This is a genomic window from Ruegeria sp. CDSB117 (assembly GCF_059611005.1).
Genome location: NZ_JBXWOS010000008.1, coordinates 39,831 through 62,106, shown reverse-complemented (window position 1 = coordinate 62,106; position 22,276 = coordinate 39,831). Strand labels below are relative to the sequence as shown.

The 22,276-nt window shown below is 57.4% G+C and carries 23 protein-coding genes; 6 read left to right on the top strand and 17 right to left on the bottom strand.

Going from position 1 to position 22,276, the window contains the following annotated elements:
* Nucleotides 1-96 precede the first annotated feature (96 nt).
* Entirely contained in the window at nt 97-690 is a 594-nt protein-coding gene (gene pncA / locus AC2FJC_RS10820) for a bifunctional nicotinamidase/pyrazinamidase (RefSeq protein WP_496726424.1), read from the top strand.
* On the opposite strand, the gene AC2FJC_RS10815 is transcribed toward pncA, so the two are convergent.
* Entirely contained in the window at nt 687-1,211 is a 525-nt protein-coding gene (locus AC2FJC_RS10815) for a hypothetical protein (RefSeq protein ID WP_496739505.1), read from the bottom strand. The two genes, pncA and AC2FJC_RS10815, sit on opposite strands and share 4 nt — an antisense overlap.
* A 165-nt stretch (nt 1,212-1,376) precedes the next feature.
* Here AC2FJC_RS10815 and pncB point away from each other — a divergent pair, with 165 nt between their 5' ends.
* Nucleotides 1,377-2,669 carry a nicotinate phosphoribosyltransferase gene (gene pncB / locus AC2FJC_RS10810; RefSeq protein ID WP_496739504.1) on the top strand — a complete coding sequence of 431 codons (1,293 nt, stop codon included), beginning with the start codon at nt 1,377-1,379 and terminating at the stop codon, nt 2,667-2,669.
* A 3-nt stretch (nt 2,670-2,672) separates the two neighbouring features.
* Here pncB and AC2FJC_RS10805 read toward each other — a convergent pair whose 3' ends face one another.
* The 6 genes from AC2FJC_RS10805 to AC2FJC_RS10780 are packed head-to-tail and all read right to left on the bottom strand — an operon-like array spanning nt 2,673 to nt 10,175.
* A complete protein-coding gene (locus tag AC2FJC_RS10805; protein WP_496739503.1) occupies nt 2,673-4,130 on the bottom strand; it encodes an aldehyde dehydrogenase family protein in 1,458 nt (485 codons plus the stop codon).
* A gap of 31 nt (nt 4,131-4,161) precedes the next feature.
* A complete protein-coding gene (locus tag AC2FJC_RS10800; RefSeq protein ID WP_496739502.1) occupies nt 4,162-5,760 on the bottom strand; it encodes an ABC transporter ATP-binding protein in 1,599 nt (532 codons plus the stop codon).
* Complete coding sequence (locus tag AC2FJC_RS10795; protein WP_496739501.1) at nt 5,757-6,572, bottom strand: ABC transporter permease; 816 nt, start codon at nt 6,570-6,572, stop codon at nt 5,757-5,759. The genes AC2FJC_RS10800 and AC2FJC_RS10795 overlap by 4 nt, the downstream gene beginning before the upstream one ends.
* Nucleotides 6,569-7,516 carry an ABC transporter permease gene (locus AC2FJC_RS10790; protein ID WP_496739500.1) on the bottom strand — a complete coding sequence of 316 codons (948 nt, stop codon included), beginning with the start codon at nt 7,514-7,516 and terminating at the stop codon, nt 6,569-6,571. The genes AC2FJC_RS10795 and AC2FJC_RS10790 overlap by 4 nt, the downstream gene beginning before the upstream one ends.
* A 40-nt stretch (nt 7,517-7,556) precedes the next feature.
* Nucleotides 7,557-8,627: a ligand-gated ion channel gene (locus AC2FJC_RS10785; protein ID WP_496739499.1), complete on the bottom strand. Its 1,071-nt coding sequence runs from the start codon at nt 8,625-8,627 to the stop codon at nt 7,557-7,559.
* A 60-nt stretch (nt 8,628-8,687) separates the two neighbouring features.
* Nucleotides 8,688-10,175 carry an ABC transporter substrate-binding protein gene (locus AC2FJC_RS10780; protein WP_496739498.1) on the bottom strand — a complete coding sequence of 496 codons (1,488 nt, stop codon included), beginning with the start codon at nt 10,173-10,175 and terminating at the stop codon, nt 8,688-8,690.
* Nucleotides 10,176-10,344: 169 nt separating this feature from the next.
* Here AC2FJC_RS10780 and panB point away from each other — a divergent pair, with 169 nt between their 5' ends.
* From panB to glpK, 3 genes are all read left to right on the top strand, one after another.
* Nucleotides 10,345-11,184: a 3-methyl-2-oxobutanoate hydroxymethyltransferase gene (gene panB, locus AC2FJC_RS10775; protein ID WP_496697307.1), complete on the top strand. Its 840-nt coding sequence runs from the start codon at nt 10,345-10,347 to the stop codon at nt 11,182-11,184.
* Nucleotides 11,181-12,023, top strand: coding sequence for a pantoate--beta-alanine ligase (gene panC, locus AC2FJC_RS10770; protein ID WP_496739497.1), 843 nt, complete (start codon nt 11,181-11,183; stop codon nt 12,021-12,023). The genes panB and panC overlap by 4 nt, the downstream gene beginning before the upstream one ends.
* Nucleotides 12,024-12,090: 67 nt before the next feature.
* Nucleotides 12,091-13,569 (top strand): glycerol kinase GlpK, encoded by a 1,479-nt coding sequence (glpK, locus tag AC2FJC_RS10765; RefSeq protein ID WP_496739496.1) that lies wholly within the window; start codon nt 12,091-12,093, stop codon nt 13,567-13,569.
* A gap of 13 nt (nt 13,570-13,582) precedes the next feature.
* Here glpK and smpB read toward each other — a convergent pair whose 3' ends face one another.
* From smpB to AC2FJC_RS10715, 10 genes are all read right to left on the bottom strand, one after another.
* Nucleotides 13,583-14,059 (bottom strand): SsrA-binding protein SmpB, encoded by a 477-nt coding sequence (smpB, locus tag AC2FJC_RS10760; RefSeq protein WP_058272887.1) that lies wholly within the window; start codon nt 14,057-14,059, stop codon nt 13,583-13,585.
* Between the two features lie 47 nt (nt 14,060-14,106).
* Nucleotides 14,107-14,649, bottom strand: coding sequence for an isopentenyl-diphosphate delta-isomerase (idi, locus tag AC2FJC_RS10755; protein ID WP_496739495.1), 543 nt, complete (start codon nt 14,647-14,649; stop codon nt 14,107-14,109).
* Nucleotides 14,650-14,857: 208 nt separating this feature from the next.
* Entirely contained in the window at nt 14,858-15,271 is a 414-nt protein-coding gene (locus AC2FJC_RS10750; RefSeq protein WP_496726436.1) for a c-type cytochrome, read from the bottom strand.
* A gap of 113 nt (nt 15,272-15,384) precedes the next feature.
* A complete protein-coding gene (locus tag AC2FJC_RS10745) occupies nt 15,385-16,398 on the bottom strand; it encodes a P1 family peptidase (RefSeq protein WP_496739494.1) in 1,014 nt (337 codons plus the stop codon).
* A gap of 81 nt (nt 16,399-16,479) precedes the next feature.
* Nucleotides 16,480-17,226 carry an SDR family oxidoreductase gene (locus AC2FJC_RS10740; protein WP_496739493.1) on the bottom strand — a complete coding sequence of 249 codons (747 nt, stop codon included), beginning with the start codon at nt 17,224-17,226 and terminating at the stop codon, nt 16,480-16,482.
* 60 nt (nt 17,227-17,286) lie between these two features.
* Nucleotides 17,287-17,706, bottom strand: a complete 420-nt coding sequence (gene arfB / locus AC2FJC_RS10735) for an alternative ribosome rescue aminoacyl-tRNA hydrolase ArfB (protein WP_496739492.1) — start codon at nt 17,704-17,706, stop codon at nt 17,287-17,289.
* A 264-nt stretch (nt 17,707-17,970) separates the two neighbouring features.
* A complete protein-coding gene (locus tag AC2FJC_RS10730; RefSeq protein ID WP_058279096.1) occupies nt 17,971-18,615 on the bottom strand; it encodes a queuosine precursor transporter in 645 nt (214 codons plus the stop codon).
* 91 nt (nt 18,616-18,706) lie between these two features.
* Nucleotides 18,707-19,591, bottom strand: coding sequence for an esterase-like activity of phytase family protein (locus AC2FJC_RS10725; protein ID WP_496739491.1), 885 nt, complete (start codon nt 19,589-19,591; stop codon nt 18,707-18,709).
* The gene (gene mepA / locus AC2FJC_RS10720) at nt 19,564-20,427 is read right to left on the bottom strand and encodes a penicillin-insensitive murein endopeptidase (RefSeq protein WP_496739490.1); all 864 of its coding nucleotides are present in this window, start codon (nt 20,425-20,427) and stop codon (nt 19,564-19,566) included. Before mepA ends, AC2FJC_RS10725 begins: the two co-directional genes overlap by 28 nt.
* A complete protein-coding gene (locus AC2FJC_RS10715; RefSeq protein ID WP_496739489.1) occupies nt 20,424-21,791 on the bottom strand; it encodes an MFS transporter in 1,368 nt (455 codons plus the stop codon). The genes mepA and AC2FJC_RS10715 overlap by 4 nt, the downstream gene beginning before the upstream one ends.
* A gap of 132 nt (nt 21,792-21,923) precedes the next feature.
* Here AC2FJC_RS10715 and AC2FJC_RS10710 point away from each other — a divergent pair, with 132 nt between their 5' ends.
* The gene (locus AC2FJC_RS10710) at nt 21,924-22,214 is read left to right on the top strand and encodes a YggT family protein (RefSeq protein WP_108860000.1); all 291 of its coding nucleotides are present in this window, start codon (nt 21,924-21,926) and stop codon (nt 22,212-22,214) included.
* Nucleotides 22,215-22,276 lie beyond the last annotated feature (62 nt).

Below are 22,276 nucleotides of genomic sequence, written 5' to 3'. Positions count from 1 at the left end.
GCGCGCGGTCTAAACCCGCTGGGCCAGAGTCGCAAGGGACCGGATTGACGCCCCCCGCCCAGCCCCCTACCGATAGGGCAATGTGAGGAGACCCTGATGACCCATGCCCTGATTGTAGTTGACGTTCAGAACGATTTTTGCCCCGGTGGTGCGCTGGCTGTGCCTGGAGGTGACGAGATCGTGGCCCACATAAACGCTATGATGGCTGAGTTTGACACCGTGATCCTGACACAGGACTGGCACCCTGAGGGGCATTCGTCCTTTGCTAGCGGACATGACGGCAAGTCCCCATTTGAAACAACCGACATGCATTACGGGCCTCAAGTCTTGTGGCCAGATCACTGTGTGCAGGGCACCGAAGGTGCGGAATTCCACCCGGACCTGAAGACCCATGCCGATCTTGTCATTCGCAAGGGCTTTCGACGCGGTATCGACAGCTATTCCGCATTTTTTGAGAACGACCAAAAGACACCGACCGGTTTAGAAGGTTACTTGAAATCACGCGGGATCACCAAACTGACCCTAGTTGGGCTTGCCACAGATTTCTGTGTTCATTTTTCAGCTGTTGACGCTGCCCGCTTGGGATTTGATGTCACCGTGCGCATGGACGCATGTCGGGCGATCGACATGGATGGATCATTGGCAGCCGCCAAGGCCGCGATGCGTGACGCCGGTGTTGCGCTGATCTAAGGCGTAGCGCCTTTTTCGGCAAGATACCTGAGCACTGCGAACAATATCACCGCCAGTCCCAATGCAACGCCAATTCGTCCGGGCAATGTGCGGCGCTCGGGCGTTGCGGGTGATTTATAGCGCGGGTTCGGCGTCCAATTCTCGACTTTTGGGCGCTGATCGTTGCGCGGTTTGGCCGTTTTGACATTGTCCAAAAAGCGATGAAAATCGAACTCACCGCAATATTCGCCACTGATGCCAAGTTCCCGAATATTCGTGAACAACGCGCGCAAAATCCGCTCGCGTTCTGCTACATCCCGTGGAGGGTAATACCCGTGCATCATGTCGCTGTCAGTCGAATCCAGATCGAACCCGGCTTCCTGAAAAATCAAACGAATCTTAGGTGACGCCGATCTGAGCGCGTCAGCCGTTTTCACATGACGGAATCGCGCGCATGTGGCGCACTGGTCCAAATGCTCGGAACCGGTTTCCTCATCCGCTTGTTCGTTAACAACGATGTCAAAATCGTACTCGAGAACCATTCACCAAATTAACCTCGTTCAACCATCCCTTTCTTTTCACTAAACTGTGAAAAGAACACACAATATGCTCGCAATGTGACCTGACCTTGTCATTGTCATCATTCCAGCGACTCTTGCCATTCCACGCACTGATTGATCTAACAACGGAAATCGCAGGAGTTCCCCATGGTCGATATTGCGACACGCGTGTACAATCATAAATGGAAGATTGACCCGATTGTACGGTCTTTGATCGACACGGACTTCTACAAACTGCTGATGTGCCAGTCAGTGTTTCGAAATAAGCCCCAAACAGATGTGGCTTTTTCCCTGATCAACCGGTCGAATCACATCCCATTGGCAAAACTTATCGATGAAGGCGAACTGCGCGAGCAATTGGATCATATCCGGTCGCTTAGCCTCAGCCGGGGCGAAAGCACGTGGCTGCGGGGCAATACATTCTATGGCAAACGCCAGATGTTCCGTTCGGATTTCATGGAATGGTTCGAAAACATGCGCCTGCCGCCCTATCACCTGGAACGGAAGGGCGATCAGTACGAGCTGACCTTTGAGGGCAAATGGCACGAGGTCATGCTGTGGGAAATCCCGGCGCTTGCGGTTCTGATGGAACTGCGCTCGCGCGCGGTGCTGAACAACATGCGGCGGTTTGAGCTGCAAGTGCTATATGCCCAGGCCATGACCCGCGTTTGGAAGAAGATCGAACAACTGCGGGATATTGACGGGCTTGGGATCGCGGATTTCGGAACCCGGCGTCGACACAGCTTTCTTTGGCAGGACTGGTGCGTGCAGGCCATGATCGAGGGTCTGGGACCGTCCTTTACTGGTACATCTAACTGTCTGATCGCGATGCGGCGCGAAGTTGAGGCCATCGGCACCAACGCGCACGAACTGCCGATGGTCTACAGTGCCCTTGCCAAAGACGATGCCGAACTGGCGCAAGCGCCTTATGACGTGCTGAGCGACTGGCACGACGAACATGACGGCAATCTGCGCATCATTCTGCCGGACACCTATGGCACGCAGGGCTTTCTGGATCGCGCGCCCGATTGGCTGGCCGGATGGACCGGCATTCGCATCGACAGTGGCGATCCCGCGACAGGCGCAGAAACCGCGATCAAGTGGTGGCAGTCTCGTGGAGAAGACCCGATGGAGAAGCGTGTTATTTTCTCGGACGGCCTGGATGTCGACAAAATTCGGGACTTGCACACTCAGTTTTCCCACAGAACCAAAGTGTCCTTTGGTTGGGGCACTTTGCTGACCAACGATTTTCGCGGGCTTGTACCAAACGATGCGCTGGCGCCGTTTTCGCTGGTGTGCAAAGCGGTTTCCGCCAATGGCCAACCGACTGTCAAACTGTCGGACAATCCAGAAAAGGCGATGGGCCCCAGGGATCAGATCGAACGTTACAAACGGGTGTTCGGCGTAGGCGCGCAAGAGGCGATAGAAGTGATTGTTTAGGCTCTAACCATGGTAAGCCGCGACTGTTTTCAGTTGTGAAAACCCATACAGCGCCTCGAACCCTTTCTCTCGGCCATGACCGGATTTTCCGACTCCGCCAAAGGGCAGCTCCACACCACCGCCCGCTCCGTAGTTGTTGATAAACACTTGGCCCGAGCGCAGTTTTTTCGCCAAACGCATCTGCCGCGCCCCGTCGCAGGTCCAGATGCTGGCGACTAAGCCGTAATCGGTGCCATTCGCAATCTTCACCGCGTCTTCCTCGGTATCGAACGGGATCAGAACCTGAACTGGACCAAATATTTCGTCTTTGGCCAGGCAGTGATCAGGCGGAACGTCCGCAAAGAGCGTCGGCAAAACGTAAGCGCCCGTTGCCGGGGCGCCGTCAGCGATCCGCCCTTGACCTGCGATGGGCAAGTCCGCACCGTTACCCTTGGCCAGAAAGCCGGACACGATGTCCTTTTGGCGGGCCGAGATCAGTGGGCCAACACACAGATCATCCAGCGCTGGGCCAACCGTCAGATCCCCATAGGCCGCAGCCATGCGCTGTTTGATCTGATCATAGACGCCACGCTGCACCAGAATGCGGGATGAGGCCGAGCAGGTTTGCCCGGCGTTCTGAATACCCGCGTTGACCAAAAACGGCAGGGCCGCATCCAGGTCGGCATCGTCAAACACCAGTTGCGGTGATTTCCCCCCAAGCTCCAACGTCACGGGCACCACGTTTCGTCCCGCTGCCTGCTGCACCAGCGCCCCTGTGGAAACCGATCCGGTGAACGAGACATGGTGCACGCCGGGATGACCTGACAGGGCAGCCCCCGCTTCGGCCCCTAATCCGGGTACGACGTTAAGTGCCCCGGCGGGCAGGCCAGCCTCTTGTGCCAGATGTGCAAAGGCCAGCGCAGTCAGGCACGCTTCTTCCGCGGGTTTCAGGACGCCGGCATTACCCATTGCCAGAGCGGCCCCAACCGAGCGTCCGATGATTTGCATAGGATAGTTCCAAGGCACGATATGCCCCGTCACGCCATGCGGCTCCCGCAGGGTATAGACCGTATAGCCGTCGAGATACGGAATGGTCTCACCCATCACCTTGTCCGCAGCCCCGCCGTAGAATTCACAATACCGCGCCAGCGCAACGGCATCCGCCCGCGCCTGCGTAAGCGGTTTGCCCACGTCCATAGCTTCAAGTACGGCCAGTTCCTCAACATGATCTGTCACCAACTGTCCTAATCGGGTCAGGATACGCCCGCGCTCCAAGGCCGTCATGCGACCCCAATCTCCGTCAAGCGCGGCCTGAGCAGCCCTGACCGCAGCATCCACATCTTGCGTATCGCCCCTGGCGATCCGACAGACCTCGGACCCGTTCGAAGGGTTGATCAGAGACAATGTCGTTTGTGCGGCTGGTGCCACCCAGTTGCCGCCGATCAAACACAAGGCGGGGTCAAACCAAAGGGGGCTGGTCATGGGCACTCCTATTTCGGCTCTATTAGAGGTTTCATGCTACATTACTACTTATATCAGGCAGTGTGGGCGCGGCATTGATCAGGTCTTTCGTGTATTGGTGCTGCGGATCAGAAAAGACGCTTTCCGTCTCACCCTGCTCCACGATCTTACCGGCACGCATCACCATAACGCGGTCGGTGATGGTGCGCACGACGCTCAAATCATGGCTGATGAACAGATAGGTCAGATCGTAGGCCTCACACAATTCCACCAGCAGATCGAGGATCTGGGCCCGGACCGAGACGTCAAGGGCGGAAACCGCCTCATCAAACAGGATCAACTCTGGGCGAATGATCAACGCACGGGCGATGGCGATGCGCTGCCTCTGGCCACCTGAGAACTCATGGATGTATTTTCCCATGTCATCAGGTGCCAGGTCCACAGCCGTCAGTATTTCAGCGATCCTGCCCTCCCTCTCGGATCCTGTAGGTGGAACATCAAGCAGATGGAACGGTTCGGTAATCAAACGGGCGACACGGTGGCGCGGATTGAAACTGCCATAGGGGTCCTGAAAGACCACCTGCATTTTGCGCCGCACTGCAAGGTTCGGTTTGTGACCCGAGAACACGGGTTGGCCGTCCAGGTTGATTTCGCCGCCTTGGGTCTCTTCGAGTCCCAAAATAGCCTTGGTTAGGGTCGATTTTCCGCAGCCAGACTCACCGACTAAACCCAGACGCTCTCCGCGATTTAGGGTAAAGCTGACTTGGTCCACAGCTCTGAGAAGCCCCGGTGCATCGAAAAGGCGTTTGCGGGGCAGACGATATTCACGCACCACATTTGTCACCTCGAGCAATGGCTGGGATTGGGCGGTCTCGGGCAAAGACACCTGATGGCCCGACGCCTCGAACAGCATGCGGGTGTATGGGTGCTGCATTTGTCGCAGCAGGTGGTTGGTGGCTCCGGATTCGACGACTTCGCCGTAACGCAAGACAACGATTTGATCGGCCAGGTCCGCCACCACGGCAAGGTCGTGGGTGATCATCAGCAGTCCCATGCCGTATTCGGTCACCAGCCCCTTCAAAAGTTCGAGGATTTGCGCCTGCGTCGTCACGTCCAAAGCGGTTGTCGGCTCATCCGCAATCAACAATTTGGGTCGCAGGGCGATGGCCATGGCGATCACGACACGCTGGCGTTGACCTCCGGACAATTCATGCGGAAACCGGGACAAGGGAAAACGGTCTGGCGGCAGGCCCACGCGGCTCAAAACCTCTTCAGCACGGTCGCGGGCTTGCGCGCGGGGCATGGCCTTGTGAACCAGAATGGTCTCCATCACCTGATCGCCGATGGTCTTGACCGGGTTCAGTGCGGTCATCGGTTCTTGGAACACTATACCGACTGAAGCACCGCGCAGGGCGCACATCTCGTCTTCGCTACAATTCAGCAGATCTGATCCGTTCAGGCGAATGGCCCCGTCCGATCGGGCCCCAGCCGGCAAAAGCTGCATCACGGCGAGCGCGGTCATCGATTTGCCCGATCCGCTTTCCCCGGTCACGGCCACGATCTGACCGGGCGCGATGGACAGATTGACCTGTTTCAGGATGTCCGTGCCGTGAATGGACAGCGACAGGTTTTCGATCTCAAGTAAACTCATGTGCGCGCCACCCTGATCCGGGGGTCCAGCCAATCGCGCAACCCATCTCCCAGCAGGTTCAACCCAAGCACCGTGACAATGATCGCCAGACCCGGAATCAGAGCCAAATGCGGGGCAAAACTGACCATTGTCTGCGAATCTGCCAGCATCCGACCCCAACTTGGCGTGGGCGGTTGCGCGCCCAGACCGACATAGGAAAGGCCTGCCTCGGCCAGAATTCCCAACGAGAACTGGATGGTGCCCTGAACGATCAGAAGGTTGGCGACGTTAGGCAGGATATGCTCGGCCGATATCCGTGCCGCACCTTTGCCCGAAACGCGCGCGGCCAGGATGAACTCCCTCTCCCACAGTGAAAGCGCCGCGCCGCGAGTGATGCGTGCAAAAACCGGGATGTTGAAAATGCCAATGGCGATGATCGCATTTATCGCGCCAGCACCAAACACAGCAGTGATCAGGATGGCGATGACCAGAGACGGGAAGGCAAAGACCAGATCGTTGCCGCGCATGATCAGCTCGTCCAGCGCCGACCCTTTGCGCGCAGCCGCTGTCAGGCCCAAAGGCACGCCCAGCGCCATACCAATCCCCACCGCCACCAAAGCCACGGCTATCGAGGTACGGGCACCGACCATGATCATCGAAAACATGTCACGTCCGAAATGATCCGTGCCAAACCAATTTTGAGCATTTGGTGGCTGCAGTTTGTCGGGGATGTTCAGTGCGGCGTAGTCATAGGGCGTCCAGACAAATGAAACCGCCGCCGCCAGCAGCACCAGCGAGGACAGACAAGCCCCAAGGATCAGGCTCCGGCTCATGTCCGGCTCCTTAACCTTGGATCAACGGCTGCATAGGCCAGATCGACCAGAAAGTTCACGGTAATGACCGCAAAGACCAGCAGCATTACCACGGATTCCACTACAATCAGATCGCGGGCCGAGATTGCCTGAAACACCAATCGCCCAAGACCGGGCAGATAAAAGACCTGTTCGATAATAATAGATCCCGCCAGCAGGAAGGAAAACTGCAACCCGATGATGGTCAGAACCGGGATCAGCGCGTTGCGCACCCCGTGCCGCCACAGGGCCTGTCGCCGCGACAACCCCTTGGCACGTGCGGTACGCATGAAGTCCTCACCCAAAATATCCAGCAACGACGACCGCATGACCCGCGCCAGAATGGCCGCCTGCGGCAGGGCCAGCGCGATTGCGGGCAGCGTCAGGGAATGCATTCCGGTCCAGAACCCCATATCCCAGCCTGCGAACCCTCCGGCATTGAACCAGCGCAGGTTGATGGCAAAGATTAGGACCAGCATCATCGCGAACCAGAAATTCGGCACTGCAATGCCCAGCTGTGTGGCCCCCATCACCGTCAGATCGCCCGGTTTGCCCCGGCGCGCGGCAGCGTAGATGCCAATCGGAAACGCAATCGCGGTGGACAGAGTTAGCGCATACAGCGCCAAGGGCAGCGAGACCCACAGCCGATCCGCGATCATCTGCGATACTGGCGTGCGATAGGTGTAAGAGGTTCCGAAATCCCCCACCATCATCCCGCCAACCCAATTGAAATACCGCTGCACCTTGGAGACATCCAAACCCAACTCGGCCCGCAGAGCGGCAAGCGTATCCTCTTGCGCATTGACGCCCAACATGAATGACGCCGGATCGCCGGGTGCCACCTCAATCACGGCAAATATGACCACCGAGGCGACGGCGAGGCTGATCACCAGCGATATCAGTCGTTTGAGGGCATAGCGAAGCATCGAGGCCACGTTAGGGGTGCGCGCCCTGCGGGTCCAGCACCTATGAAACCAGAAGATAGGCAAAAACCGCATAGCCAACGATTGCGGCGTAACCCAGCGGGTAAATCCACTTGACGGCGTAGTTATCCAACTTGCGCGCCCCGGATTCGCGACCCGAGACTTTGAGCCTGCGCAAGGCGACATTGAACACAATCAATGCCCCTGTCATCAGGAACATACATTGCAGAACGAAATCCAGAAATGTCAGATATCCCAGCTTTGGCAGGTCAGCAGAAATCGCCCAATTGAAAGCTACGAATACCAGCAAGTTTCCTCCGGCAATTTCGATCCTTTTGCGGTATTCATCAAGAAAGAACAGTGCCCAGCCAACCGAGATCAGCACCAGCATCGGCAAAAACACCCGAATGACATAGTAGGTCAGATGCCGGTGGCCTTCGAAAATCAGCGCAACCTGATCGCTGTCCTGACCGGAAAGGCCCGTGACCTGAGAGGTTTCAAGTCGCGCATTATCCAGAATCCACTCTTCTTCGCCCAGCAGGTCACCAAGGCCCGAAAACTCGTTTATCGGATGATAGGACACATATTGGGATGGAAAGATCGAAACGACCTCGAAATGAAACTCCTGTGTGTCGAAAGGGTATTTCCGAAAATCGAAATGTGGGGCCTGTAATGTCAGCGAGGATTTCTCGACGTACAACACCCGCCCGTCATATCGCAGAGAGGCGGCGGCTTCGTGAATCCACTTGTTGGATTGTTGGTTGTGAATGACGAATGCTGGTACCACCGTCCCGATCTCAGCGGCATGATCGGCCAGCGCCGGGGGGTTGAAAACCCGGAAATCGCGCCCCAGTTCTTGCCGGTCAAAAGCCAACGCAGGGTCGGTCCACTCAACTCGCAGCACAACCACGGCACCGTAGTTTTCGGCCTTCTGGTCAACGCTGGTGATCTGATCGATTCGAATACCGATGCCAACATCCAGCGGGTTCTCTGGCGTCCCGATAGGTGTATCCAACCGACTGTCCAGAATGTTCTGCGCCACAACCGGTTCCACAGTCGTTGCCGCCAGGGCAACGGTCACAAAAACCAGAAACAGGACACGAAACAAAATCATCCTTGGCTCGCTCGACAACATTAAATGCAAGGGCCGTGAACCAGCGGCCCCTGCCTTGAGTCACTCGGACCAGCTGATCTGCGTCAGATCGATTGCGGCCGTGGGCGCGTTTTCCCACAGGCCCTGAACTCCGGCTTTGGCCACGCCCAGCTTGGCCAGCTGGAACAGATACCCGTTGACGTAGTCGTCTGCGATCAGGCGCTGCGCCTCACCCAGCAGACGGGTGCGTTCTTCGGGGTCTGTCGTTGAATTCAGCGTGTCCATCAGCGCCTGGAAATCGGTGCTGTTATACTGGAAGTAATAGTCAGGGCGCGCATAGATCCCGATATCCATAGGCTCGGTATGACTGACGATGGTTAGACCAAAGTCCTTTCCTTTGAACACCGATTCCAGCCACTGGGCCCATTCGACGTTGACGATATTGGCCGTGATCCCGACCTCGGCCAGTTGGGCGGCCACAATCTCACCCCCGCGGCGGGCATAGGATGGGGGCGGCAAATGCAGCGTCGTTTCAAACCCTTCCGCATATCCAGCATCGGCCAACATCTTGGCGGCCTTCTTGGGGTCGTAGGCCGAGTTCCCGGTCAGATCGACATAGGCCGGATTGTGCGGCGCGAAATGGGTGCCGATGGGCGTGCCGTAGCCAAACATCGCTCCATCGATGATCGCCTGACGGTCAATCGCGTGGGCCAATGCCTGACGCACTTGGATATCATCGAAGGGTGGCATCTTGTTGTTGGTGGACAGAATGGTTTCCCCTTCAGTCGAGCCGACGAGCACCTGAAAGCGCGGATCAGCCTCAAATTGCGGCAGGTTCTCTGGCGCGGGGAAATTGTCGAACACGTCGATATCCTCGGCCATCATGGCCGCAAAAGCCGCCGTCGGGTCCGAGATGAATTTGAATGTAGCAGTCTCTAACGCAGGCTGATCGCCCCAATAGTCCGGGTTGCGGTTCAGAGTGATACTGTCGCCCTGAACCCATTCACCAAAGGTAAAAGCGCCGGTTCCGACAGGGTTGGTCTTGATGCCCTCGATACTATCGGGCGCGACAATAACCGCATCACCCCAGGCCAGGTTGAACAGGAAGTTCCCGTTTGGCTCAGACAGGGTCACCTTGACGGTCAGCGGGTCGACCACCTCGATGTTTTCAATCCCGGCAAACAGGGCTTTTTGCGCATTTGCGCTATCCTCGGATCGGGCGCGGTCCAGGCTGAACTTGACGTCCTCGGCATCCATCGTGGTGCCGTCGTGGAAGGTAACCCCATCGTGCAGCTTGAAGGTATAGACCTTGCCATCTTCCGAGATTTCCCAACTTTCAGCCAGACCAGGAACCACCGATCCGTCACCCATAAACCGGGTCAGGCCTTCGAAGATATTGGTGTAAACCACCGAATCGATGGCCTGCGCTGCGGCACTGGTCGGGTCCAGATGCGGCGGCTCTAGTTGCAACGCTATGGTAATGTCGGATTTAGCGAAAACCTGTGTACCAAACAGGCTGGCGCTAACCGCCAGCACCGAAGCAAAGGACCGAAATGTCTGCTTTGTCATGTAAATTACTCCCCACTGAAAATGGAAACCTGCGTTTTTTTGGGCCGTACTGCACCCAACTTCCCTTTAAACCTTAGGTCATTCAAGGAAATGTTCGCGCAACCGGGGTTTCTATAGCCCGCTCCCATCTGTTATGCCGCGCTGCAACATGACAACCGGAGGAGCGACAATGAGCGCCACCGCCCGTAAAAAAGCCCCGAATGCGCAGGATATTCGCGCCCGCAAAGGCGGCGAGCCGCTGGTCAGTCTGACCGCCTACACCACGCCAATGGCGCGGTTGATGGACGATCATTGTGATTTCGTTCTGGTGGGCGACAGCGTCGGCATGGTGCTGCACGGGCTGGAATCGACGCTGGGCGTGACGATGGAGATGATGGTGATGCATGGTCAGGCCGTCGCGCGCGGTCTGGAAAGTGCGATGATGGTCATCGACATGCCCTTTGCCAGTTACGAGCACTCACCTGCTGAGGCGTTCCGGAACGCCGCACGGCTGATGTCCGAAACCAGCGCAGGCGCGGTTAAGCTGGAAGGCGGCGTCGAAATGGCCGAGACCATCCGCTTTCTGGTCAAGCGCGGGATTCCGGTGATGGCGCATATTGGCCTGACCCCGCAGTCGATCAACACACTTGGCGGATACAAGGTTCAAGGTCGCGACGAACAGGCCGAGGCTGTACTGGAAGATGCCCGCGCTGTGGCCGAGGCGGGCGCGTTCTCGGTTGTGCTGGAAAAAGTACCGCAGAAGCTGGCCGATCAGATCACCGGCGAAATCGCGATCCCAACAATCGGAATCGGCGCCTCGGCCGGGTGCGACGGTCAGATTTTGGTTGTCGACGACATGGTTGGCTTTTTCACCGCCTTCAAACCGAAATTCGTCAAACGCTATGCTGAGCTTGGCCCATTGGCCGAAGCCGCCATTGCCGAATACGCAGCCGAGGTACGCGCCCGAACATTCCCGGCGGACGAACACGTTTTTTCCGATCAGGCCCCGACCAAAGGACCCAAGACATGACCGCCCCAATCTTTCGCCGTCTGGCCGACCTGCGTGCCTTGACCTCGGAATGGACGCGGAAGGGTGAAGAGATCGGCGTGGTTCCGACTATGGGCGCGCTGCATCAGGGGCATCTGTCGCTGGTTGAGGCCGCCAAGGCAGGTTGCGACCGCGTGATCGTCACGATCTTTGTGAATCCCAAACAGTTCAACAACCCCGAGGATCTGGCAAAATACCCGCGCACCGAGAACGAGGATGCGCAGAAATTGGCCCCATACGGCGTTGATGCGATCTATGTTCCGGAACCCGAAGAGATTTATCCGCAGGGCTTTGCCACCACCGTTTCCGTCGCGGGCCTGACCGATGTGATGGAGGGCGAGTTCCGCCCCGGCCATTTCGACGGCGTTGCCACAGTTGTGGCCAAACTGTTCCTACAAACGCAGGCAGATCGAGCCTATTTTGGAGAAAAAGACTATCAACAGCTGATGATCGTAACCCGCATGGCCCGCGATCTGGACATTCCGACCGAGGTCGTTGGATGCCCGACGGTTCGCGAACGCTCTGGTCTGGCCATGTCATCGCGCAACCTGCGACTGTCGTCCAAGGGGCTGGATACTGCCGCCCATAAAAACCGGATCATGCGGGAATTGGCAGCCGCCTTTAAAGACGGCGCGCAGTTTGATCCTTTGGCCAAACAGGCCGAGACCGATTTGCTGGCCGCAGGTTTTTCGCAGGTGGAATACATCCAACTGCGCTGCGCAGAAACGCTGGAGCCTCTCACCCACGCCAACCGTCCTGCCCGTCTGTTCGCCGCAGCCTGGGCCGATGGGGTGCGACTGATCGACAACATTCCTGTCTGAACGCTCTGGCACGTTCGTCATTGTTTGCGCTAAAGTCCCGCAAAACGAAACGGGAGGGGCATGAGGCGTGACCTACATTCTTGCCATTGATCAGGGCACCACATCATCGCGGGCAATTCTATTCGACGCAGAGATGCAGCGCGCGGGCACCGCACAGCACGAATTCACTCAACACTTCCCGCAGGAAGGCTGGGTCGAGCATGATGCCGAGGAAATCTGGGACAGCGTCCTGCGGGTTTGCCGCGAAGTTATGGACAGTGTCGGGGCGACCTCTGATCAGATCGCGGGCATCGGCATCACCAACCAGCGCGAAACAACTGTTGTATGGGACCGCGCTACTGGCGCGCCAATCCACAACGCAATCGTCTGGCAGGACCGCCGCACAGCCGAGATCTGCGCGCGTTACAAACAAGCCGGGTGCGAGGATGACGTGACCGCCCAGACCGGGCTGCTGCTGGACCCCTATTTCTCGGGCACCAAGGTTAAATGGTTGCTGGACACCGTGCCGGGAGCGCGGGACCGGGCCGAGGCCGGAGAGCTGATGTTCGGCACCATCGACAGTTTCTTGATCTGGCGCCTGACAGAAGGGCGCAACCACGCGACGGATGCCACCAACGCGGCGCGCACGCTTCTGTTCGACATCCACAAGGGTGAATGGAGCGCCGAGATCTGTGATCTGCTGGACGTGCCAATGAACATGCTGCCCGAGGTGCATGATTGCGCCTCGGATTTTGGAAATACGACCCTGTTTGGGGGAAATATCCCGATTCTTGGTGTTGCCGGTGATCAACAGGCCGCCACCATCGGTCAGGCCTGCTTCCAACCCGGCATGATGAAATCCACCTATGGCACCGGTTGTTTTGCTCTGCTGAACACAGGGGATAAGCCGGTCGAGTCGAAGAACCGCCTGTTGACCACCATCGCCTATCAATTGGACGGTAAACGGACCTATGCCCTGGAAGGGTCAATTTTTGTGGCCGGTGCAGCGGTGCAATGGCTGCGCGACGCGATGCAGATCATCGAGAGCGCCCCGGAAAGTGGCGAGCTGGCCCAAAAGGCAGACCCGAACCAGCATGTCGTGCTGGTGCCCGCCTTTACCGGCCTCGGCGCGCCTTACTGGAAGCCGGATTGCCGTGGCGCGGTGTTCGGTCTGACCCGGAATTCAGGCCGCGCCGAGTTTGCCAAGGCCACGCTGGAAAGTATCGCATATCAGACACGCGATCTGTGGCACGCCATGCAGGGCGACTGGGGTGCAGATACCGACGTTATCCTGCGTGTAGACGGTGGCGCCAGCGCGTCAAACTGGGCGATGCAGGGATTGTCGGACTACCTGGGCGCCGAGGTTGACCGGCCGGTAATGCAGGAAACCACCGCATTGGGCGCGGCCTGGCTGGCCGGTATGCGCGCAGGCGTTTATCCGGATCAACAGGGATTTGCGGAAACCTGGGCGCTGGATCGCCGGTTCGAACCGGAACTCTCTGCCAAAGAGCGTGATGCCGCCTATGACCGATGGAAACGTGCGGTATCAGCTGCGATGGCGTTCTGAGAGGTATGAAGGATCAGCTATGATCCTTCATCAACCGCTGCTTTTGACGTGACCAGTCACGCTTGGCCTGGGTTTCGCGCTTGTCGTGGTTTTTCTTACCCTTGGCGATACCGATTTTGATCTTGGCCTTGCCCTTGTGGTTGAAATACAGAACCAGCGGCACCAGTGTCATGCCTTTGCGCTGGGTCGCGTTCCACAGGTTCGACAATTCCTTACGTGACACCAGCAGTTTGCGCCGACGGCGTTCCTCGTGTTTGAACGATTTCGCTTGCTCATAGGGGGCGATATAGCTGTTGACCAGCCACAGCTCGCCATCATCGACCGAGGCATAGCTTTCGGCGATGTTCGTCCCACCTACACGCAGGGATTTGACCTCGGACCCTTCCAGCATAATGCCACACTCAAGATCGTCCTCGATTGCGTAATCGAAGCGTGCGCGCCGGTTTTCGGCGATGACTTTGTAATTCGGGTCTGTCTTTTGCTTAGCCATGACGCGTTGATCTATGCGGCTTGGGCGGCCCTTGCAAGGCGTAGCCTTCAGGAGGTGGCCGAGATAATCAGATCAGGTCCGAAAATCGTGTCGGCGTGATTGTGCAAATAGATCTTGAGCCACGGTGTAAATCGCTCGGGATAGCGCTGCACTTCGGCCAGAAGATCGTGGTAATCGATCCAGCGAATTTCCATGACCTCTTCCGGGTTGGGCTCAATCTTCAGCGGGCCGCGCACATGGGCCAGAAAGATGTCGACCACTTCATGCTCGATCATGTTGTTGCCAACATCAGCGTGATATTCCAACCGGTGACGGTATTCCGGGTAAAGCCCGGTAATTCCCAATTCCTCGCGCAGTCGGCGCACGGCGCAGACAGACGGCGTCTCACCCCAATCGGGGTGGGTGCAGCAGGTATTCGCCCAAAGGCCAGGGGTGTGATATTTTCCTAAAGCCCGACGCTGCATCAAAATTTCGGTCCCGCGCACGACAAAGACCGACACCGCCTTGTGCCGCAGGCCTTTTTCATGCGCCTCAAGCTTGTCCACTGGGGTCAACTCGCCATCAACCCAGGCCGGGATCATGATTCCCATCTGTCGTCTCCTGCTGCCGATCCACCCGAAGGGCCGGAAATTCGAAATTGGCTGCCACCGGGTCGGCTTGGCTCTGCGAATTTATGCGTGCAATGCATGAAAAACCGCGCGCTTTCAAATTGGCGCTGTTCAACGCGGTTATCAAGCGCACGAAAGGCCGCAGGGGCTGCGGCCTTTTGTAACCTCAAACGGTGTTTGGTCTGCGGCTTTATTCGCCAGACACGCTTACGATATAGGCGTAAACATCCTCGGCACCCTTCTTCAGCTTGAAGGTCATTTTGGATTTGGCCGAGGTTTCACCCAGATAATCTTTCAGAAACGCCTTGGGGTCCTTTGCGTATTCAACGAATGTCGTTTCGTCCCAGACCAGACCGTTTTCACCAGCGGCAACGATGCTATCGCCATATTTGAAGTCTTCGACGGTGCCTGCGGTCCGGCCTGCAATCCCATACAGGTTCGGACCGGTTTTACCGCCCTTTACGATGACTTCACCCTCAGAGTCGGCAATCTGGTGACAGGATTTGCACTTGTTAAAGGTCTTCTTGCCGGCTTCGGCGTCGCCTTCGGCATATACGGGAAGGGCCAGAAGGCCGACGATTGCGGTCGCGAGAATGCGATTCATAGCTTTTGCTCCGATACGAATTGGCTGCACCGAATGGACCGTCGGCGCAAAAAAGAGTCAACGCGCAGATTGCCGCGCGAGGGCACTGTGCCACTGCGGCATATAGGCCGTCCTTAACTTAAGTCATGTATGTCGGACCAACAGGGCAATAGATCTCTTGGTGCGGGGACCGCCAAAAACACGGCTCGTGCAATCGCCCGCGCCAGACAGATCGAAGCCACGTGGCCGAGAAGCCCCAGTTCGCCCTCAGACAGTTGGTGATTGCCCGTGCTGACGCCGAACACCAGATCGCCATCTCCCGGCGTGTGCGCGGGGACAATCGCCCGCGCGATCCCGTCATGTGCCGCAACCGCCATCCGTTTGCATTGCGACTTGGACAGCGCGGCATCTGTCGCAACAATTGCGATGGTGGTATTGCCCTTGCCCGGTTCGGTCGGCCTCATTGCCTTGGCTTTTCGGCTAGTCATGCTGCGACCGAGGCCAGTACTGGTATCAGGCCCTAATCCGCCGAATTCATCGCCCATTTCAAACGGTGCTGCCCAGAAATGACGGTCACCGGGCGTGGTGACACTGCCGAGCGGATTGGCGGCAACCAAGGCGCCAACCGTGACCCCGTTTTCCATCACAAACGAGGCAGATCCCAGCCCGCCCTTGTGCATGGCAGCCAAGGCACCAGTCCCCGCACCAGCGGTGCCCAGATCGAACTGATCGGATACGCCTTCAAATGCTCGACGCCCCAGCGCGCGATAGGGGTTCTCGGCCCAGGTTTTGTCGCCGCCGTTGAGAAGGTCAAACAGGATCGCCCCCGGAACGATGGGGACGACGACATTGCCAACCTCAAAACCGCGGTGTTGCGTGCGCAGGGCGTCGGTCACCCCGGAACAGGCGTCCAGACCAAAGGCCGACCCGCCGGACAAAACGATCGCATCCACACGCGACACCGACTTATCGGGCGCCAACAGGTCAGTTTCCCGCGTACCTGGCGCGCCGCCCATCACATGAACGGAGGCCGTGAAGGGATCAGCGGCCGTCAGGACTGTTGCGCCGGATTTGAGTGCATCATCCTGAGCGTTTCCAACCAAAAGGCCAGGGACATCGGTGATCAGGTTTCTGGGTCCGGGGTTCATTGGTTTTTAAGATGTTGGAGCAGAAGAGCGCGCAACCGCGCTGCCTCCGGTCGAGATATTTTTTGCCAAATGAAGAGCGGATCAGATGCAGCGGCCACCGTCGACCTCCAATGCAGTGCCGGTGATCATGCTGGCCTCGTCGGAACACAGAAAACAGGCCGCGTTGGCCATGTCCTCAGGCGTTGAGAATCGGCCCAGCGGTATGGTCGACAGGAACTTGGCCCGCATCTCGGGCGTGTCCTCTCCCATGAAGGATTTGAGCAGAGGTGTCTCGCCCGCCACCGGGCAGATGGCATTCACCCGGACGCCTGATGGTGCCAGTTCGACTGCCATCGTCTTGGTCGCGGTGATCATCCAACCTTTGGAGGCGTTGTACCAGTTGAGGTTCGGTCGTGGCGACAGCCCCGCTGTCGAGGCCACGTTCAGGATCGCGCCGGTACCACGCGATTTCATATGCGGAACCAATGCACGGGCCGTTAGATAGACAGATTTCATGTTCACGTTGAAAACGCGGTCGAAATCCTCTTCGCTCACATCCTCCAGCGGGGTGGGAAGGTGGGTGACGCCGGCGTTGTTGACTAGGATATCGAGATGCCCCAGTCGATCAAAGGCTGCGTCTGCCATCGCCTCAACCGATGGGCCGTTGGCCAGATCGACCTGATGTGCAAAGGCGTTCGGGCCCAATTGATTGGCCTGAACCTCGGCCGCATCACCGTTGATATCGGCGATCATGACGCGGGCACCTTCAGACAGGAATTTCCGCGCGATACCGGCACCAAAGCCTGATGCGCTGCCGGTTACAATGGCGGTTTTTCCCTCTAACCTCATGATCTTGTCCTCTTGCAACTGCGCCGGGTCAGAGTAGCGATGCGCCGCAAAGATACCAGATCAATCTTCGGAAACTTTACCGCGCAGGGATTTGACGTCCGACCGTGCTTTCTTGGCCGCCAGACGTCGTTTGACCGAGCCATAGGTGGGTTTGGTGGCGATACGGCGCTTGGGTTTAAGCATAGCGCGGGTGATCAGCTCGGCCAGCCGGTTGCGCGCTATTTCGCGGTTGCGCGCCTGGCTGCGGGTTTCGTCGCATTGAATGATGATCGCGCCCTCTTTGGTCCAGCGTCGCCCCGCCAGTCGCTTGAGCCGCGATTTGACGGGATCAGGCAAAGAAGGTGAGCGCGCCGCCTCGAACCGCAATTCGACGGCGGTGGACACCTTGTTCACGTTCTGCCCGCCGGGACCGGATGAGCGAACAAAGCTCTCGGTCATTTCCCAGTCTTGCAGGGTGATATCGTCGGTGATGCGCAACATGAGGCTGACCTTACAGGCCTGATCCGAAAACAAAAAGGGCCGCCCCGCATGGGACGGCCCTTCGAAAGCTCAGGAGGTTGGGTCGGTTAGATCAATCGACCAGCCGGAGCGAGCGCTCCGCCAAGGGCTGCCTTAACAGGCGATCCCCCCGGTTGTTCCAACACCTCTCTCCAATCCCTTTCTCGACATTGGATCACCTCCTTTCAAACTGTTTCGGTTACTGGAATCGTGCCACGAGTTGCACGAAACTCAAAACGTTTTTTTTTACGCCGGCTGAGCGGTCAGTCGCGCCACGATCACCTTGAACGGGATCAGCGCGATCATCGCCAGCGACAATTTCACCAGCCAATCCGCAAAGGCCAGCGTTACCCACAGGGGCGCCATCGGACCGGTCAGCATGAAGGGTACAGGCTCCCACGCCCAGCTGATTGCGGCGTCGGCGTCGGCACCAAAGAGAGTAATCGAAGCCGAGAATGCGATGGTGAAGAACAAAGTGGTGTCCAACGCCGATCCGATCAGGGTCGAGACCAGCGGCGCGCGCCACCAACGGCCGCCACGCAATGAGTTGAACACGGTGACGTCCGTAAGCTGCGCGAGCAGGAAAGCGGTCCCGGACGCAACGGCGATTCGCAGCGGCACAGCGGCATAAGTGAAACCGTCACCTTGCAGCATGATCTGGCTGCCGATCAGCGAGCAGATGATACCGGTGATAAACCCGGCAAACACGACTTTGCGGGCGGTCGCCACGCCATAGACGCGGTTCATGATGTCGGTGACCAGAAAGGCCAGCGGATAGGTGAAAGCACCCCAGGTAAGCAGCCCGTCAAAGATCAGGAACTGAACCAGAAAATTCGAGGCCACAACAATGGCAGCCATGGCAATAATGCCGGGTATATAAGCGCGTTGCATTTTCAGATGCCCGTTTTGACAAGGTAGCGGCGACTTGGCCAAGGGACCGTCCCAAGGCAAGCCGCGCTTCTAGACCTTTGCTTTGGACGTGTCAATCGGGCAGAGCATACTCGACCAGTTCAGTACGCTGAAGCGCCAGAAAATTGTCATCTGACACCATAGTGGCCCGCAAGCGGCCCTCGTCGTCGCGCCAGACAGACAAACCCTCGAGGTTGTCATGTGCACCGGTCCCAGTTTGGAAAAGAATCTCTTCGGCGCTTGGGGTGTCACCGTCCAACTCCCATCGCCGCAGACGCGAACGGAACCCGATCCAACCGACATCCCGTTCCAAAACGTAAAGCCTGCCATCCGGTCCGAAATCCGCTGCAACCGGCAGAAAGTCCCCCCGTTGCGGCAGAACGAAAGGCGTCGACCACACCTGACCGTCCCACCGATAGACAGGGATATCACCCGTCGCTGTTCGGTTTTCCTCGGGCATTGTGAAAATGTGGCCGCGCTGATCAATGGCCAACGCCTCAAGTGAGCCGTTGACCTCAAAGCCGTCGAACGCCTTGGGCCGCGGCAGAACCTGCGCTTTGTTCCCCGGCGCGGGGTAATATACCACGCGGTGGATACCTTCGAACGAGACGAACAGGGCGCCATCAGGGGCAATGGCTATGCCTTCGGAATCCCCGACCCCACCTGTCAGAGGGCGCCCTCTGCTGGAAATAAGAGGCCAATTTTTAGTGATCTGAATGTCGGAAATTTCGTCATCGTTACGCTCGACCCGTGCGGTAATCAGTGTCGAACGATCGGTCATTCCAATCAAATGGCGGCCATCATCAGAGAGGTGGATGGCAGAAATCCCACCAAACCACTCGGCCGTGTGACGCCAAGTGAAACTGCCAAGGTGGTTGGGTGTCTTGAGATCAACTGCCCAAGCCGCCCCGGCCAGCAATACCGCGGCGATCAGTTGGATTGCAGAACTTGTGTGCATTGCTGAGGAAGATCGGCCAATCGATATTCACGCCGTTTCTTGGGCGCTGGGGCATTTGGGTCGGGTGGGGGTGGATTAAGAATGTTTTTCACCCATTGCTGCGCCTCGGCACAGCCATCCCCTTTTGGCGGAGGATCCTGATTAACGCAACCTTTAGAGCCGCGTGGGCATTTCAGACGGACATGGAAATGATAATGATGTCCCCACCAGGGCCTGATCTTGCGCAAATAGGCACGATTGCCCTTCTCGTTTTTACACATCTCAACCTTGGCGCCGGGAAAGACGAAAATTCGCGCAACACGTTTGTCCTTGGCCGCCGCACGCAGCACAGCATGGTGTTGTTTTGTCCAGTTACCGTTGACGAACGCGCCATTCGATCGGCGCAATGAAATCGACGAGATATTCTCACGCGCCTTGCGGCTTAAGCGCATGTTGTCGCCGGGCAGCATCCAGATATCGATGTCCAGACCCAGTTGATGGCTGCGGTGCCCGGATGTCATCGGCCCACCGCGCGGCTGGCTGATATCGCCGACATATAGCCCGTTCCACCCGGGCTGCTTTGCCGCGAACTTGCTGAGGTCCTGCACATAATCAATCGCCTCAGGATGTCCCCAATTGCGATTGCGTGACAGCCGCATCGCCTGCCATGTCGGTCCCGTCTCGGGCAATTGCACCGACCCTGCGGCGCACCCGCGCGAATAACTGCCGAAGGCGGCGGATTTCTGCTGCGAACTTACTTTCTGCGCCCCGAACAACTGCTTTGCCAGAGGCTGCGCCGTAGCAGTGTTCGTCAGAACAATCGCGGCCAGTATCGTCAAAAAACGTAATAAAATCATCTGCTCTGATCCCCTTCCGGTTTCACCCAGCGCATCAGTATTAGGCCCAGAATAAACAACAGAACGATGGGTGACACCCCCAGTCTTGCACTGCCGGTTACAGTTGTGGCTATTCCGATTAGCAAGGGGGCGGCAAAGGCTGTGGCACGACCCGACAAACCATAAAGCCCAAAGCTTTCGACCGGGGCTTTGGGGTCGGTGTGTCGCACCATCATCGAACGGCTGGCAGATTGCAGAATACCGCCCATACCGCCGATCAGAACCCCACAGCCAAAGAACATCAGATCAGGCAGGCCGGATCCTTCGGGTAAAGACATGCCAAAGATCTGTGTGCGGTCCATCGACACGATGGTGATGCAAACAAAGATCAGCACCCAGATAGCCACCAAAATCACTGGTTTAGGGCCGTATTTCTTGTCCAACTTACCGCCGACCCACGAAAACGCAGCCGCAGCCAGAACGCTGACGATACCAAAGACACCGATCTTGATGAGGTCCCATTCCAGCACCAGCCGCGCATAAACACCGCCAAAGGTGTAAAGCCCGTTCAACGCGTCACGGTAGAACATGGATGATCCAAGGTAGGTGGCCAGGCTGACCCGGTGGCGCAGATTGGAAATCGAATTGGCCAGAAGGCGCAGCGCATCGCCCACACTGCCTTTTTTGTCGGTGGGCGCATCATCACGGACCCACAGGAAATAGGGGATCATGAACAGAACGAACCAAACCGCCGTGAATGGCCCCACAAAACGTGTGCCTTGCTGCAGTGAGGCATCCAGCCCAAACAGCGGATCCATTCCGATCAGGGTCTTGCCATTGGCCTGCTCGACGAACAGCGCCAGCATGATCGCAAGTGAGATCAGCCCACCAAAATAGCCAAAAGCAAATCCTGACCCCGAAATCTCACCAACTTCATTTTCGTCCCCCAAATCGGGCAGCTGCGAATTGATGAAGATCAGCGCGTATTCCGCGCCAACAAAGCCCAGACCAAAGGCCGACAACATCAGCCACATATTCGACCCGTCGGGCATCGTGTACCAAAGCGCGGCGGACCCCACCGCATACATCACCGAAAACGCGAAAATCCATGGCATTCGACGACCCGAAACATCCGCCATGGCCCCCATCAACGGTGCGCCAAAGGCGATGATCAACCCAATGATGGTCATGCAATTCGCCCACACCGTCTGCGCCCGCGCATCGGCCGCATCAGCATCCAGACCTGACGTCAGATAATACTCTGCCGCAACTCCGGCGAAGTAGGGACCAAAGACAAAGGTAACCAGCAATGTATGATACGGTTGACTGGCCCAGTCGAAAAACCACCAACCCCAAATGCGCTTGCGCTTGGAAATTTCTGCCATGACTGCCCCTGTTTATCGTTGTTTTCATAAGACGGGTCTTTGGCCTATTTCGCAAGGGTTCTGTTAGCGCACACTTGCTCTTTGCCGCGCTAGCTACTACCTCTCGCGAAACGTGACTTGGAGAATACGAATATGATGGCAATTTTCGGCCCGATCGACTTGGTATTGAGCATCGCCTATTGGTTCGTCTTGATTCAGGTCATAATGAGCTGGCTGATCAACTTTCAGGTTCTGAACCTTCACCAGCAATTCGTTGCCCAGATTTGGTACGGGTTGAATCGGATTCTGGAGCCGATTTATCGCCCTATTCGCAAAGTGCTGCCCGATCTTGGCGGCATCGATCTGACGCCACTGGTCGTGTTGATCATCATCATTTCACTGCGAAGCTACGTCCTGCCGGAACTCTTTCTGGCCCTGAGCTGAGTCTGATCCCTCTTGTTCACCGAATCTTAGTATGTGATTGTCCTGTCTTAAGAGCAGATAAA

What these genes read in the sequence shown, in the direction of transcription:
- pncA (WP_496726424.1), top strand. Translation starts at nt 97, where the DNA reads ATGACCCATGCCCTGATTGTAGTTGACGTTCAGAACGATTTTTGCCCC.
- AC2FJC_RS10815 (WP_496739505.1), bottom strand. Translation starts at nt 1,211, where the DNA reads ATGGTTCTCGAGTACGATTTTGACATCGTTGTTAACGAACAAGCGGAT.
- pncB (WP_496739504.1), top strand. Translation starts at nt 1,377, where the DNA reads ATGGTCGATATTGCGACACGCGTGTACAATCATAAATGGAAGATTGAC.
- AC2FJC_RS10805 (WP_496739503.1), bottom strand. Translation starts at nt 4,130, where the DNA reads ATGACCAGCCCCCTTTGGTTTGACCCCGCCTTGTGTTTGATCGGCGGC.
- AC2FJC_RS10800 (WP_496739502.1), bottom strand. Translation starts at nt 5,760, where the DNA reads ATGAGTTTACTTGAGATCGAAAACCTGTCGCTGTCCATTCACGGCACG.
- AC2FJC_RS10795 (WP_496739501.1), bottom strand. Translation starts at nt 6,572, where the DNA reads ATGAGCCGGAGCCTGATCCTTGGGGCTTGTCTGTCCTCGCTGGTGCTG.
- AC2FJC_RS10790 (WP_496739500.1), bottom strand. Translation starts at nt 7,516, where the DNA reads ATGCTTCGCTATGCCCTCAAACGACTGATATCGCTGGTGATCAGCCTC.
- AC2FJC_RS10785 (WP_496739499.1), bottom strand. Translation starts at nt 8,627, where the DNA reads ATGATTTTGTTTCGTGTCCTGTTTCTGGTTTTTGTGACCGTTGCCCTG.
- AC2FJC_RS10780 (WP_496739498.1), bottom strand. Translation starts at nt 10,175, where the DNA reads ATGACAAAGCAGACATTTCGGTCCTTTGCTTCGGTGCTGGCGGTTAGC.
- panB (WP_496697307.1), top strand. Translation starts at nt 10,345, where the DNA reads ATGAGCGCCACCGCCCGTAAAAAAGCCCCGAATGCGCAGGATATTCGC.
- panC (WP_496739497.1), top strand. Translation starts at nt 11,181, where the DNA reads ATGACCGCCCCAATCTTTCGCCGTCTGGCCGACCTGCGTGCCTTGACC.
- smpB (WP_058272887.1), bottom strand. Translation starts at nt 14,059, where the DNA reads ATGGCTAAGCAAAAGACAGACCCGAATTACAAAGTCATCGCCGAAAAC.
- idi (WP_496739495.1), bottom strand. Translation starts at nt 14,649, where the DNA reads ATGGGAATCATGATCCCGGCCTGGGTTGATGGCGAGTTGACCCCAGTG.
- AC2FJC_RS10750 (WP_496726436.1), bottom strand. Translation starts at nt 15,271, where the DNA reads ATGAATCGCATTCTCGCGACCGCAATCGTCGGCCTTCTGGCCCTTCCC.
- AC2FJC_RS10745 (WP_496739494.1), bottom strand. Translation starts at nt 16,398, where the DNA reads ATGAACCCCGGACCCAGAAACCTGATCACCGATGTCCCTGGCCTTTTG.
- AC2FJC_RS10740 (WP_496739493.1), bottom strand. Translation starts at nt 17,226, where the DNA reads ATGAGGTTAGAGGGAAAAACCGCCATTGTAACCGGCAGCGCATCAGGC.
- arfB (WP_496739492.1), bottom strand. Translation starts at nt 17,706, where the DNA reads ATGTTGCGCATCACCGACGATATCACCCTGCAAGACTGGGAAATGACC.
- AC2FJC_RS10730 (WP_058279096.1), bottom strand. Translation starts at nt 18,615, where the DNA reads ATGCAACGCGCTTATATACCCGGCATTATTGCCATGGCTGCCATTGTT.
- AC2FJC_RS10725 (WP_496739491.1), bottom strand. Translation starts at nt 19,591, where the DNA reads ATGCACACAAGTTCTGCAATCCAACTGATCGCCGCGGTATTGCTGGCC.
- mepA (WP_496739490.1), bottom strand. Translation starts at nt 20,427, where the DNA reads ATGATTTTATTACGTTTTTTGACGATACTGGCCGCGATTGTTCTGACG.
- AC2FJC_RS10715 (WP_496739489.1), bottom strand. Translation starts at nt 21,791, where the DNA reads ATGGCAGAAATTTCCAAGCGCAAGCGCATTTGGGGTTGGTGGTTTTTC.
- AC2FJC_RS10710 (WP_108860000.1), top strand. Translation starts at nt 21,924, where the DNA reads ATGATGGCAATTTTCGGCCCGATCGACTTGGTATTGAGCATCGCCTAT.